The sequence below is a fragment of the Nocardia salmonicida genome (genome assembly GCF_036142455.1).
GTDB classification, from domain to species: domain Bacteria; phylum Actinomycetota; class Actinomycetes; order Mycobacteriales; family Mycobacteriaceae; genus Nocardia; species Nocardia salmonicida.
This window is the reverse complement of record NZ_CP108014.1, coordinates 1,816,097-1,828,321: the sequence shown is the minus strand read 5'-3', so window position 1 is coordinate 1,828,321 and position 12,225 is coordinate 1,816,097. Positions and strand designations below refer to the sequence as shown.

At 68.4% G+C, this 12,225-nt stretch carries 14 protein-coding genes; 6 read left to right on the top strand and 8 right to left on the bottom strand.

From position 1 onward, the window contains the following. Positions 1–125 precede the first annotated feature (125 nt). Positions 126–728, top strand: a complete 603-nt coding sequence (locus tag OHS03_RS08750; RefSeq protein WP_328662237.1) for a TetR/AcrR family transcriptional regulator — start codon at positions 126–128, stop codon at positions 726–728. Positions 729–734: 6 nt separating this feature from the next. On the opposite strand, the gene OHS03_RS08745 is transcribed toward OHS03_RS08750, so the two are convergent. Beyond that, positions 735–1,388 carry a cutinase family protein gene (locus tag OHS03_RS08745; RefSeq protein ID WP_328662236.1) on the bottom strand — a complete coding sequence of 218 codons (654 nt, stop codon included), beginning with the start codon at positions 1,386–1,388 and terminating at the stop codon, positions 735–737. A 184-nt stretch (positions 1,389–1,572) separates the two neighbouring features. Beyond that, positions 1,573–1,785, bottom strand: a complete 213-nt coding sequence (locus OHS03_RS08740) for a hypothetical protein (protein WP_328662233.1) — start codon at positions 1,783–1,785, stop codon at positions 1,573–1,575. A gap of 97 nt (positions 1,786–1,882) precedes the next feature. Between OHS03_RS08740 and OHS03_RS08735 the strand changes: the two genes are divergently transcribed. Beyond that, entirely contained in the window at positions 1,883–3,571 is a 1,689-nt protein-coding gene (locus OHS03_RS08735) for an FAD-binding dehydrogenase (RefSeq protein WP_328662231.1), read from the top strand. Here the strand turns inward: OHS03_RS08735 and OHS03_RS08730 are convergent. The 3 genes from OHS03_RS08730 to OHS03_RS08720 form a co-directional block, all read right to left on the bottom strand. Next, positions 3,568–4,395, bottom strand: coding sequence for an IclR family transcriptional regulator (locus OHS03_RS08730; protein WP_056817695.1), 828 nt, complete (start codon positions 4,393–4,395; stop codon positions 3,568–3,570). The genes OHS03_RS08735 and OHS03_RS08730 overlap by 4 nt on opposite strands. Before the next feature lie 124 nt (positions 4,396–4,519). Next, positions 4,520–5,494, bottom strand: coding sequence for a LysR substrate-binding domain-containing protein (locus OHS03_RS08725; RefSeq protein ID WP_328662229.1), 975 nt, complete (start codon positions 5,492–5,494; stop codon positions 4,520–4,522). Between the two features lie 36 nt (positions 5,495–5,530). Continuing rightward, positions 5,531–6,136, bottom strand: a complete 606-nt coding sequence (locus OHS03_RS08720) for a YdcF family protein (protein WP_328662227.1) — start codon at positions 6,134–6,136, stop codon at positions 5,531–5,533. 107 nt (positions 6,137–6,243) lie between these two features. Between OHS03_RS08720 and OHS03_RS08715 the strand changes: the two genes are divergently transcribed. Next, on the top strand, positions 6,244–7,251 hold the full coding sequence (locus OHS03_RS08715; protein WP_328662225.1) for a YeiH family protein: 1,008 nt from the start codon (positions 6,244–6,246) through the stop codon (positions 7,249–7,251). A gap of 108 nt (positions 7,252–7,359) precedes the next feature. Further along, on the top strand, positions 7,360–7,620 hold the full coding sequence (locus OHS03_RS08710; RefSeq protein ID WP_328662223.1) for a hypothetical protein: 261 nt from the start codon (positions 7,360–7,362) through the stop codon (positions 7,618–7,620). A gap of 48 nt (positions 7,621–7,668) precedes the next feature. Here OHS03_RS08710 and OHS03_RS08705 read toward each other — a convergent pair whose 3' ends face one another. Next, the gene (locus OHS03_RS08705; RefSeq protein ID WP_328662221.1) at positions 7,669–9,414 is read right to left on the bottom strand and encodes a 2-isopropylmalate synthase; all 1,746 of its coding nucleotides are present in this window, start codon (positions 9,412–9,414) and stop codon (positions 7,669–7,671) included. 180 nt (positions 9,415–9,594) lie between these two features. Here OHS03_RS08705 and OHS03_RS08700 point away from each other — a divergent pair, with 180 nt between their 5' ends. Then, positions 9,595–10,266: a FadR/GntR family transcriptional regulator gene (locus OHS03_RS08700; RefSeq protein WP_328662219.1), complete on the top strand. Its 672-nt coding sequence runs from the start codon at positions 9,595–9,597 to the stop codon at positions 10,264–10,266. Beyond that, the gene (locus OHS03_RS08695) at positions 10,263–11,045 is read left to right on the top strand and encodes an ABC transporter ATP-binding protein (RefSeq protein WP_328662217.1); all 783 of its coding nucleotides are present in this window, start codon (positions 10,263–10,265) and stop codon (positions 11,043–11,045) included. The genes OHS03_RS08700 and OHS03_RS08695 overlap by 4 nt, the downstream gene beginning before the upstream one ends. Here OHS03_RS08695 and OHS03_RS08690 read toward each other — a convergent pair. Both OHS03_RS08690 and OHS03_RS08685 read right to left on the bottom strand, forming a co-directional pair. Beyond that, positions 11,012–11,962 carry an ADP-ribosylglycohydrolase family protein gene (locus OHS03_RS08690; RefSeq protein ID WP_328662215.1) on the bottom strand — a complete coding sequence of 317 codons (951 nt, stop codon included), beginning with the start codon at positions 11,960–11,962 and terminating at the stop codon, positions 11,012–11,014. The genes OHS03_RS08695 and OHS03_RS08690 overlap by 34 nt on opposite strands. Positions 11,963–12,003: 41 nt before the next feature. After that, positions 12,004–12,213 carry a hypothetical protein gene (locus tag OHS03_RS08685; RefSeq protein ID WP_056817280.1) on the bottom strand — a complete coding sequence of 70 codons (210 nt, stop codon included), beginning with the start codon at positions 12,211–12,213 and terminating at the stop codon, positions 12,004–12,006. Positions 12,214–12,225: the final 12 nt, after the last annotated feature.

Here is a 12,225-nt window from a genome sequence, read left to right as displayed (position 1 = left end):
TCCGGACACCTACTCGCTCGAAGTCGCCTTCGTTTACACATTAGCTCGTAGTGTTCTAATTGGATACATAATGACGCTTATTGTCAACGATCGAGCACATCGGCTAACACATGTAAGATGATCACGTGGCCGAACCACCGAACTTTCAGGCAGAAATGCGCCAACTGCTGCGCGACCGAATGATCGACGCCGCGCGCACGATGGTCGTCACCGAGGGCTGGGGCGCGGTCAACATGTCGCGGGTAGCCAAGGAGGTCGGCATCAGCAGGCCGGTCCTCTACAAGGAGATCGGCACCAAGCAGGCACTCGCGGATGCCCTCATCGAGCGCGAGACCGGCATCTACCTGACCGGGATCGCCGAGACGCTGGCCGAACATCCGGCCGATCCGCTCGCGGGCATGACAGCGGCCGCCGAGTACACGCTGCGCACGGCAGGCGACAACACCCTGATCAAGGCCGTGCTCTCGGCTCGCCAGGACGGCGACACCGCCCTGCTGCCCGCCCTGGTGAGCGACCCCGAACCGGTACTCGGCCGGGCGGTGGCCGCACTCACCGCCACGGTGCGCGAGCAGTACGAATTCGCCGCCATGACCGACGACGAGCTGATCTCGATCGTGGAGATCATGGTCCGGCTCACGCTGAGTCACCTGTTCCAGCCGACGGGAAGCGCCGATCGCGCGGTGGCGCAGATCGGCGCTGTCCTGTCCGGGGTCATGCCCGCCGTCTGAGGCGGCTCACAACCGCGCGTTCACCTGTCCGGCCGCGGCTGCGAATGCCCACTCGTATCTGCCGTGTGCGGCCGGGAAGATCCCGCCCGCGCAGACCGGATCGCCTGCGGCGCAATAGTTCGCGGTGCGGTCGGCGTACAACGGTGCGACCGGCACGCCGACGAGTCGCAGTGGGTCGCCGAACAGCAGAACCGCGACGACGCGCGAGGACAGCTCGGGGGGCAATACCCACGCACCGGGCAGCCACACGGAGCCGAGAGTGCCGTGGGTGACCACCGCGCCCTGGGAGTAGCCGACGAGGACGAAGCGCTGATCGGGGCAGGCAGCGGCCTGGTCGATCACATGGCTGGTCATCGCTCGAGTGCCGTCGATCATCGAGGTCGGGACCAGCAGGTCGGCTGGGTACTCGACGCGATGGGCGGTCGTATCCACCGGTAGTTGCGCGCTCAGGGCCGCGTAGAGCGGGTCGCCGATCACGGCTCCCAGATAGCCGGGTTCCTGTGTGCCACGGGCGACAACGATATCGAGCGTGGCGCAATTCTGCGCCCACGCTGTCAATCCCGGGGACATCGCCGTCCCGATTCCCGCAGCCAGTAGCAACACCGACAGCGCTCGCGCTGTCTGCCTCGCGACGATACGAATTGCCTTCCGATTGGTCATCGTGCCCACCCACTCACGCCGTTGTGAGAAATAGAGAAAGAGCGGTTCGCCTCCTGCCCCAACAGCATTCGGCGTGCTCAGTGGTGGAATACCCGTTGACCTGCATCTTCATGGCGCGAAATCGGCATCGGCTGCGCCACGGTTATATCTCGGATCGCCTGCGGCACAACACCGCTGCCGATTGTCAGTGCTTCTTGGGCTTCTTCTTGTACTTCGGCTTGTCGTGGTCGGGCTCCCACTCGTAGCCCGCGACACCACGTTCGCAATAGGAGTCCGCGACGAGAACGTCGCCCTGATCGCGCTCACACCAGCGCGTCTTCGAGCAGGACGTGGAGCCGAGGCCGGCCACGACGGCGAGGGTGAGGACGGCAGCGCCGGTACGGGTTCGGACGTTCATGAACTTGTCGAGCCTTTCATCGAATGGAATATCGCTGGTCAGGGTGTTTTCCAGGACTTTTCCCCGCCCGCCGACGAACCAATGCTACGTTCCAGGCATGCCGAGCACAGCGTCTGAGCCCACCGAAGATTTCACCCCCGACGCGATTGTCGTCGGCGCCGGACTGGCGGGCCTGGTCGCCACCCACGAATTGGTGCTCGCCGGACGCAAGGTACTGGTCCTCGATCAGGAGAACCGCGCCAATCTCGGCGGGCAGGCGTTCTGGTCGCTGGGTGGGTTGTTCGTTGTCGACAGCCCGGAACAGCGCAGGATGGGCATCAAGGACTCTTACGAACTGGCACTGCAGGATTGGCTGGGTTCGGCCGGTTTCGACCGCGAGGACGAGGATCGGATGGGCCGCGAGTGGGCGAAGGCCTACGTGCGCTTCGCCACCGACGAGAAGCGAGATTACCTGCACGCCTTGGGTTTGCGCTTCACCCCGCTGGTCGGCTGGGCCGAGCGGGGCGGCGGCCTCGCCGGCGGACACGGCAACTCGGTGCCACGATTCCATCTCACCTGGGGCACCGGGCCCGAGGTGCTTCGCGTCTTCCGGGATCCGGTCTTGGACGGTGAGGCAAAAGGATTGGTGCGCTTCGCCTTCCGGCACCGCGTCGACGAGCTGATCGTCGAAGACGGCGCCGTGACCGGAGTCAGCGGCAGTGTTCTCGCACCCTCCGACACCGACCGAGGCCAGGCGTCGAACCGGAATGTGGCGGGCGAGTTCAGCTTCGCGGCACCGGCGGTTCTGGTGAGTTCGGGCGGCATCGGCCATGCCCACGACCTCATCCGCCGCAACTGGCCCACCGAACGTCTCGGCCCGTGCCCGGAGACCATGATCTCCGGCGTCCCCGCCTACGTGGACGGCCGGATGCTCGCCATCTCCGAGCAGGCGGGCGCGGCGCTGGTCAACCGCGACCGGATGTGGCACTACACCGAAGGCATCAACAACTGGGATCCGATCTGGCCCGACCACGCCATTCGCATCATTCCCGGCCCGTCGTCGCTGTGGTTCGACGCGAACGGAAACCGGATGCCCGCACCGTGTTTCCCCGGTTTCGACACCAACGAGACCATGCGCCAGATCCTGTCGACCGGCTACGACTACTCGTGGTTCGTCCTGAACCAGTCGATCATCGAGAAGGAGTTCGCGCTGTCGGGTTCGGAACAGAATCCCGACATCACCGGCAAGGACTTGAAGTTCACCGTGCGCAGCAGGCTCGCCAAGGGCGCGCCGGGCCCGGTGGAAGCATTCAAGCAGCACGGTGTCGACTTCGTGGTCGCCGATTCGCTGGCCGAGCTCGTCGACGGCATGAACGAGATCGCGCGCGGGCCGAAGCTCGACGTCGCCACCCTCGAACACCAGATCGTGGGCCGGGACCGCGAAGTCGCGAACTCGTTCTCCAAGGACGCGCAGGTGATCGCGATCAACAACGCCCGCAAGTTCCTCGGCGACAAGGTCCGCGTCGTCAAACCGCACCGCATTCTCGATCCCGCCCACGGCCCGCTGATCGCGGTACGCCTCAATGTGCTGACCCGCAAGACCCTGGGCGGACTGCAGACCGACCTGGATTCGCAGGTGCTTCGCCCGGACGGCTCGGTGTTCCCCGGTCTGTACTCCGCCGGTGAGGTCGCCGGATTCGGCGGCGGCGGCGTGCACGGGTACAACGCGCTGGAGGGCACGTTCCTCGGCGGGTGCATCTTCTCCGGTCGGGCGGCCGGTCGGGCGATCGCGCGGCGCGAGTCCTAGTGCGGGTGCCGGGGGGCCAGGGTGCGTGAGGCTTCCTTGGCCACCTCGGCGAGCGCGCGAGCCAGCCGTGCGGTGTCGAGTGCCGTGCGCTCGCCCTTGACCGTCCCCGACAGCGAGATCGCCGCCACCGCGACGCTACGGCCTCGGATCGGCACCGCCACGCAGCCGACGCCCGGGAGCGATTCCTCGGTGTCGACGGCCACGCCCTGACGGTTGCGGATGCGGGCGAGTTCGCGGTGCAGTTCGGCCCGGTCGACGATCGTGCGCGCGGTCCGCGCCACGGCGTTGCCACGCAGTGAGGCTTCCGCGATGCCGGGCTCCAACGTGGCCAGCAACGCCTTACCGACCGCCGTGGAGTGCGCGGGCAACCTGCCCCCGACGCGGGTCGGGATGACCACCCCGCCCCGGCCACCCGAACGATCGAGGAACAAGACCTCGCGCCCGTCCAGCACCGCGAGGTGGCCGACCAGCCCGGTGCGCTGACTGAGTTCGTAGAGCAGCGGCCCTACCACCTCGCGCAGTTCGTTCTGCTCGGCCGCGAGCCCGCCGAGTTCGAGCACCCGCAGACCCAGCCGGTAGCCGCCGGGTGTGTGCGCGAGCCAGCGCAGCCGGATCATCTGGTCGAGGATGCGATGCACGGTCGAGCGCGGCAGCCCGGTGCGTTCGGCGAGCCCGAGCAGCGTCAGGGTGGGGGTGGCGGAGTCGAACGCGTCCAGAATGAGCGTCATCCGCTCGATCATCGACGTCGGCGGTGTTCCGGTCGCCCGGCCCGATCCGGACCACAGGCTTTCCGGCGCCGGCTCGGTCACGATCTCGACCGTCATTTGATCCAACCTCCACAGTGCGTAGCCATAACAGACTAGAGCCGTCAGCTCCGCTCACGCACTATTTCGCCCCGAACTCGGGCCGATGCCGGACTGATCGGCGTCACGTGGCGCGGGCGAGGCACTACTGCGGACCCTCCACCTGTGACGATGCGGCGTCGGCGGGAAGTCCCACCACCGCGCCGCGGGCGATTTCGAGACGGGCAGCCCGGTCGACGAGGAGTTCGCCGGGGCCCGACGGTGGGGTGTTGCGGCGCCAGATGGCGCGGAATTTGCGAGTCAGGCGGGCCGAGTCGGCCGAAGGGACCTCCACCAGGGTGCCGGTGACGAGGTCCGGTGCGGCGATCAAGCGGCTCAGGACCGCGGGAGCCATGCCCGTTCGGGCCGCGGCCACGATCGCGCCGGTCGAGCCGAGTTCGGCCGCCGGGCCCGTGGGTGGGGCCGCGGTGGCCAGGAGGTCCCAGACGGTGTCGCGGGTGCCAGAGCCGGGTTCGCGCCACAGCAGGGCGGTGCCTGCCAGCTCGGTCAGCGTGACCGGAGTCTTGCGCTGCGCCCATGGATGATTCGGCGCCACAACGACGACCAGGTCGTCGGCGCCGAGCACTCGGCTGCCGAGTCCGGCCGGTGGATGCGGGCCTTCCACGAATCCGAGATCGGCCGTGCCGTCCCGCACGAGGCCCGCGACCTGTGTCGAGTTCTCGACTTCGAGCGAGATCACGACTTCGGGGTGATCGGCGCGCAGGGCGGCGAGCCAATGGGGGATGCGGTGGTCGGCGATGGTCTTGGAGGCGGCGATGCGCAGGCGTGGGGCCTGTGCGGCGCGGAGCCGGGCGACATCGTCTACGAGGTCTTCGACGGCGGCCAGGACGGTGCGCGCGTGGGCGACGACGGCGCGACCCGCGTCGGTGAGTTCGGAACCGGTCGGCGCACGGTCGAGCAGCTTCACGTGCATGCGCCGTTCCAGCGCGCTGATGCGCATGCTCGCGGCGGGCTGGCTGACCCCGTGTCTGCGCGCGGCGGCACCCAGGCTGCCCAGCTCGGCCACCGACACGAGGAGATCGAGGACCTCCAGGTCGGGGGTTCCGGGTGGCAGCGTCATGGCCCGATTATGGGTGACCGGCGGCGCGCCACCACATCAGGCACCGTCGCCGCCGTGATCCGGGCCGAATCGGCGGCGCAGCTTCTTGGCCACCCCGTAGAGAGCGAACACCGGTTTGAGCGGCATCCATTCGCCGAATCGGTACTCCTGTCCGGGGACGAGTCGGACGGCCAGTTCCGGGCTCTGTTCTGTGAGATAGTCGCGGGCGGTCTCGGCGTGGGTGGGCAGTGAGACGATCTTGATCCGGTCGACGTCCTTCAGGTACGGAATCGCGAAAGCGATGTTCTCCCAAGTGGATCGGCTCGATTCCTCCAGGACCAGTTCGCCCTCGTAGCCACAGGTTTCCACGGCGTAGCGCCCCATCAGCGCCGCCTCGGTCTCCGGACCCGCGCAGGCGCCCCCGCACAGCACGAGGCGGGTCTCGGTCGCACGCGGATCGATGGATCGCAGACCGGCGCGCACTCGCCACCGGTTCATGCCGTTGGCGCGCGAACCGGTGTTGCGGTACCCGAGGACCACGACTGCTTCCGACCCTGAGCGTGGCGGGCCGACGCCCCGACGAGAGGCGCGCCGATTCGCCCATTCACCCCACAGCATCAATCCGACACCGGTGGCGACAGTCAGCCGGGTTCGTTTCCGCACGTCTCCAGGAAACCACACACCCCATCGGCAGGGCCATAAGCGCAAATTATGACCACCTGCGAATTCGGGCTCTACCTCGGAGTCCTCGGTGGCGCGAGGGTGAAGGAGTGAACCGCGTACCCGCTCTCGCTCCCGGCCTGATCCTGGCCGCACTCCTGGCTACTGTGGCCACGCCATTCGGCAAGGCGCTGCCGATGATCGGCACGCCGGTGCTCGCGCTCGGCGCGGGCGCCGTCGCCGGGATGGTGCTGCGACGCAAGGACGTGACGGGCGAGACGTTCGGCCCCGGGCTCGATGTCGCCCGCCAGCGCTTGCTCGGGCTGGCGATCGTGCTGCTGGGACTCGGCCTGCCGCTGGGGTCGGTCATGGGTGTGGGGCGCGAGACGGCGGTAGTGCTGATCGGGACGCTGCTCGTCGGCGGGGTGGCGGCGTTCTTCGTCGGACGGATGCTGGCGGTGGACAAGGAGTCGGCGACCCTCATCGCCGTGGGCACCACCATCTGCGGCGCGTCCGCGATCGCCGCGGCCACCGCGGTCCTGCGGCCCGACAAGCAACGGGTCGCCTACGCCCTGTGCACCATCTTCATCTTCAATGTCACGGCGGTGCTGGTGTATCCGCCGATGGGCCGCGCTCTTGGCCTGTCGCAGGAGGCCTTCGGACTGTGGGCGGGTACCGCGATCAACGACACGTCGTCGGTGTTGGCCGCGGGCGTCATCTTCGGCGCGGGCGCGGCCCAGTTCGCGGTGATCGTGAAAATGGTGCGCAGTCTCGCCATCATCCCGCTCTGCGTCGGCCTGCACGTCGGCCGCCGCCACATCGCCGAGGTGACCGATCTACCTCAGCCCTCTCTGCGTCAAGCGGTCCCGCTCTTCGTGATCCTGTTCCTGGCCGCCTCCGTCATGGCGGGCCTCGGCATCGTCCCGGCCGAACTGACCGCGCCGCTCGCCGACCTCAGCGCCTGGCTCATCGCCGCCGTCCTCGCCGCCATCGGCACCTCCCTGAGCCTCGCCCGCCTGCGCACCGCAGGTCCGCGCCCGCTGATCCTCGGCGGCACCCTCGGCCTGATCCTCGGCACCACCAGCCTCGGCCTCATGTACCTGACCGGTTGGTGCTGACAGCAACTGCCCAGCAGACGACTACGACGGCCTCTCGCTCCTGAGCCGCACGGTCGCGCGCGGCTAGGATTGCTGGACATCACATGTCGGCGCGGACAGGAGGATGTCATGAACAGCGTTTGCCGGATCATCGCCACCGCGGGTGCCGCCGCGGCATTGACCCTGGCCACCGCGGGTGTCGCAGCGGCGGAGGAAGCCGAGCCGCCTTCGTCGCCGTTGGTCGAGTACATCGAGTCGTGGCCGCCCGCCCCCGAGGGGTGCAATACGATCTGGGACCCGATCGAGAATGCCGTCGAGGACTCGGTTCCGCCCCAGTACGAGGCGGAGTTCGACGCGTTCGACGACTGGTGCGAGGGCGACGCGGACTGATTCGCCCGGCGACGCGGGGCAGCCGCTGGCGCGACCGCCCCGATAGACCTATCCCGTCGCGTTGACGGCGTTCATCACCGCTTCCAGCGAGGCCGCCACGACCGAGGTGTCGCGCCCGAACGCCCACCCGGTGCGGTCGGCCGCTCGGTATTCGACGTAGCTCACGGCAGTGCTATCGGCACCTTTGTCTACCGAATGTTGGGTCAGGCCGAGGATCTCGATGGGGTGTCCCGCCGCGGCGAGGGCGGCGGTCAGTGCCTCGACCGGGCCCACGCTGTGGTGTACCGAGCGCCGTTCGTCGCCGTGCGCGTCGAGGACGATCTCGGTGGTGCCGTCGGCGATCTCCCATCGCACCAGCGTGATTCGGTGTTCGGGGGCGGTGTAGGCCTGCTCGAACAGCGTGAACAGTTCCTTGGCGGTGATTTCCGCGCCGGTCTCGTCGGCGTGTTCTTGGACCCGCTTCGCCAGGTCGATCTGCAGACGGCGTGGCAGGTCCAGCCCGTATTCGGTGTGCAGCAGATAGGCGATGCCGCCTTTGCCGGACTGTGAGTTGACCCGGATCACGGCGTCGTAGGAGCGGCCGAGGTCGGCGGGGTCGATCGGCAGATACGGCACCTGCCACTGCGATTCGCGTTCGGGGATGCCCTCGGTGGCCGCCCGACGGCGGTGCTCGGCCATGCCCTTGCCGATCGCGTCCTGGTGGGTGCCGGAGAACGCGGTGTGGACGAGATCGCCTACGTACGGGTGCCTTTCGTGGACGGGCAGGCGGGTGCAGTGCTCGACGGTGCGGCGGATCTCGTCGATATCGGAGAAGTCGATCATCGGGTCCACGCCCTGGGCGTGCAGGTTCAGGGCCAGGGTGGCGATGTCGACGTTGCCGGTGCGTTCGCCGTTGCCGAAGACGCAGCCCTCCACGCGTTGCGCGCCTGCCAGTACGGCCAGTTCGGCGCAGGCGATGCCGGTCCCCCGGTCGTTGTGCGGGTGCACCGACAAGATCACGCCGTCGCGGCGAGCCAGGTTGCGGTGCATGTATTCGATCTGGTCGGCATAGATGTTCGGGGTCGCGACCTCCACTGTCGCAGGCAGATTCAGTGTCACCGGCCGCTGCGGGGTCGCCTGCCACAGCTCGGTGACGGCGTCGCAGATCTCGAGGGCGAAATCCGGTTCGGTCAGGTTGAACACTTCCGGCGAGAACTGGAACCGCACGTTCGGCAGCTCGCCGGCCAGTTCCAGGACGTCGCGAGCACCGGCGACGATCAACTCGCGCAGTTGCGCGCGATCCTTGCCGAGAACCACCGAACGCCAGACCGGCGCGGTAGCGGTGTACAGGTGGATCACCACCTCGTTGGCGATACCGCGCACCGACTCGACGGTCCGTTCGATCAGGTCACGACGCGCCGGGGTGAACACGACGATGGCCACGTCCGGCGGGGCGAGCGGGGTGTCGGCCAGCAGTCGCACGAAATCGAAGTCGGTCTGCGAGGCGGACGGGTAGCCGACCTCGATCTCCTTGTAGCCCATGGCGATCAGCAGTTCGAAGAACCGGCGTTTGCGCGCCGGGTCCATCGGTTCGGCCAGCGCCTGGTTGCCGTCACGCAGGTCGACGGGGACCCACAGGGGCGCGGTGGTCATCCTCGCGTCGGGCCAGCCGCGGTGCCCGACGGGGACATCCACCCGCCGATGGACATCGCGGTATCGATACGACGGCATCGCCGAGTGGCGCTGCCGGTTCCACGCGGGCGCGCCGTCGGCGACAGCGCCCGAGGGGGTGGTCAGGGTGGGGAATTCGGTCATGACTTGCTCTGCTTCCTGGCCACGACGGGCCACGAGACGACGGCGACCGGCCACGACTGAGCCCCACGGCGGGGCGGCCGGTCGGTCAGGCCCCGCCGTGGCGGCCGAGAAGAAGCGCGGTGTTGGTCATGATGGGTACACTTCTACCACAACTCCTCAGACAAGTAGAGAGGTTTATCGGTGGTATCGCAGGTACGACGTCAGCCGTTGGCCGCACAAGCGGCTGAACTCCTGCTCGCGCGGATCCGTGCGGGGGAATGGCCGTTGGGTCATCGGTTACCGGGCGAGACGCTGCTCGCCGCCCAGTTGGGGGTCGGCCGCTCGACCTTGCGCGAGGCGATCCGGGAACTCGCGGGCAAAGGCGTGCTCGACAGCAGACAGGGGTCCGGGGTGTTCGTCACCGCACTCGACGTGTCCGAGGACTGGGATGTCGTGCTGCGTGGCGCCACCATCGCCGCGGTGATCGAGGCGCGCATCGCGATCGAAGCCGAAGCCGCCGCCCTCGCCGCGCACCGACGAACGCCCGCTGACCTGCGGGCCATCCGGCGCGCCCTGGCGGGTCGCCGCGCCGGGGGCCAGAGCGTCGCCGCTCACGTCGACGCCGACATGGCCTTCCATCGCGCGGTCATCGTCGCCGCGCACAACGACGTACTCACCCAACTGTTCGACAGCTTTCTCCCGCGCCTGCGCCTGGCCATGATCGACATGCTCGAACTGCGCCCGGTTCGCTCCGAGCAGGCCGACCACTGCGCGCACGAGCAGCTGACCCAGGCGATCGCCGACCGGAACCCCACTGCCGCCGCGGAATTCAGCCGCACCCACCTGTCCGCCTTGAAGGAGGCCTTCACATGACCGGCGCTCCGGTGATCGAACTCGACGAGGTGACCTTCCGTCGCGACGGCAAGAAGATCATCAACGGCATCTCGCTGACCGTGCGTGCCGGTGAGCACTGGGCACTGCTCGGACCCAACGGCGCGGGCAAGAGCACGCTGCTCGGATTCTGCGGCGCGGTCACCTTCCCCACGACCGGGGCCGTGCGGGTGCTCGGCGAACAGTTCGGCCGGGTGGAGTTGGCTCGGCTGCGCCGCTCGATCGGCCACGTCAACCCGCGTCATCCCCTGCGCTACGCGCTCACCGTGCGTGAGGTCGTCCTCACCGGCGTCACCGGCACGATCGATACGCCCATGCGCTGGTCACCGTCCGCCGACGACCTCGCCCGCGCCGATGCGATCATCGACACCCTCGGTCTGTCCGGCAAGGCCGACGACATCTGGCCCACGTTGTCCCAGGGCGAGCGCGGCCGCACCCTGATCGCCCGCGCCCTGATCAGCGACCCCCTCGTCCTACTCCTGGACGAACCCTCCACCGGACTCGACCTGGCCGCCCGCGAACAACTGCTCACCACCATCGACACCCTCGATCACACCCACCCCGAGGTCGCCTCGATCCTGGTCACCCATCACCTCGAGGAACTCCCGAGCACCACCACCCACGCCCTGCTCATCGCCGACGGCCACACCGTCGCCGCGGGCCCGGCCACCGAGGTCATCACCACCGACCATGTCTCCACCGCCTTCGCCCACCCGATCGAAGTCCGCTACGACGGCCGCTGGAGCGCTCGCGCCCGCTGAGAACCCAGCGCCCATGCGGGCAGCGGTTCCCGCGCGGCGAGCCACTGCGCCGGAATTCCCCGAGTGCTACCGCGATTTCCGGTGCCGGTATGGGCTGCCACGATTCCGCCGACGATCGCGGCCGTGGTGTCGACGTCTCCGCCCGCCTCGACACAGGCGCACACCGCCGCCGGATAGTCGTACAGGTAGGTAGCGGCCACCCACAGGGTGAAGGGCACGGTGTCCTGAGCGCTGACCCGTGCGCCGTTGCCCAGTTCATAAGCTGCCTCGGCGACCGTTCGGCCGAGCAGCTGCCGGGCTCGACGCACACCCTGCGCGGTGCGCCCGTCGACCAGATATGGCTCCACGGCCAGCAGTAATTCAGCAGGCGTACAGCCCTTTTCGCGAGAGTCGGCGGCGTATGCGGCCGCGACCGCGACCGCCATCGCCCCCACGATCGCTTCCGGATGCCGATGGGTCAGCTCCGCGGACATCGCCGCCTGCGCCGCGGCCCGGTCCGGATCTCCGGCGAAATGCGCACCGAGCGGCGCCACCCGCATCGCGGCGCCGTTTCCCCACGATCCCCGCCCGTCGAACACCGCGCCCGCCGCTTCGGCCCACGGACGCCCGTCTCGAATCTCGTGCAGCACAACCACTGTGCCCGGACCGTAGCCGCGATACGGTTCGCAACGCTCGGCGAATGCGGCCGCGAGAGCATCGCGATCCACCCTGCCGCGGTCTCGGATCTCGGCGTACACCGAACACGCCATCTCGGTGTCGTCGGTCCATTGCCAGGGTGGCGCCGGTGGTCGTCCGGCAAGAAGATCGGGGATCGAGCGCCCGGGGACGAAGAATTGCGCGCCCAGCGCATCCCCCACGGACAAGCCTTCGAGGCTGTCGAAAGAGGGGTCGGAATTCAGCATGCTGGGCGCAATCATCGCCCACCACCAGCAGGCGTCGCAAGACGAACTCCGAGTCGCTACACCAACTCGACCTCGTCGAATCCGACAGTCAGCTTGTGCCGCCGCTCCCGCAGGACATTGCCTTCCCGGTGGACGGTCCCCTCCCCGAATTCGATGCGCAGCTGTGCCCGCCGCGCGTCGACCTCCCGGACGACACCGCAGATGCCGCTGAACGGGCCCGCCGGGAAATACACGACATCGCCCGGACCGTATTCGGTAATCCCCACGGCGCCACTGTA

What these genes read in the sequence shown, in the direction of transcription:
- OHS03_RS08730 (WP_056817695.1), bottom strand. Translation starts at nt 4,395, where the DNA reads ATGACGGTCGAGATCGTGACCGAGCCGGCGCCGGAAAGCCTGTGGTCC.
- OHS03_RS08690 (WP_328662215.1), bottom strand. Translation starts at nt 11,962, where the DNA reads ATGATTGCGCCCAGCATGCTGAATTCCGACCCCTCTTTCGACAGCCTC.
- OHS03_RS08745 (WP_328662236.1), bottom strand. Translation starts at nt 1,388, where the DNA reads ATGACCAATCGGAAGGCAATTCGTATCGTCGCGAGGCAGACAGCGCGA.
- OHS03_RS08710 (WP_328662223.1), top strand. Translation starts at nt 7,360, where the DNA reads ATGAACAGCGTTTGCCGGATCATCGCCACCGCGGGTGCCGCCGCGGCA.
- OHS03_RS08695 (WP_328662217.1), top strand. Translation starts at nt 10,263, where the DNA reads ATGACCGGCGCTCCGGTGATCGAACTCGACGAGGTGACCTTCCGTCGC.
- OHS03_RS08740 (WP_328662233.1), bottom strand. Translation starts at nt 1,785, where the DNA reads ATGAACGTCCGAACCCGTACCGGCGCTGCCGTCCTCACCCTCGCCGTC.
- OHS03_RS08705 (WP_328662221.1), bottom strand. Translation starts at nt 9,414, where the DNA reads ATGACCGAATTCCCCACCCTGACCACCCCCTCGGGCGCTGTCGCCGAC.
- OHS03_RS08735 (WP_328662231.1), top strand. Translation starts at nt 1,883, where the DNA reads ATGCCGAGCACAGCGTCTGAGCCCACCGAAGATTTCACCCCCGACGCG.
- OHS03_RS08725 (WP_328662229.1), bottom strand. Translation starts at nt 5,494, where the DNA reads ATGACGCTGCCACCCGGAACCCCCGACCTGGAGGTCCTCGATCTCCTC.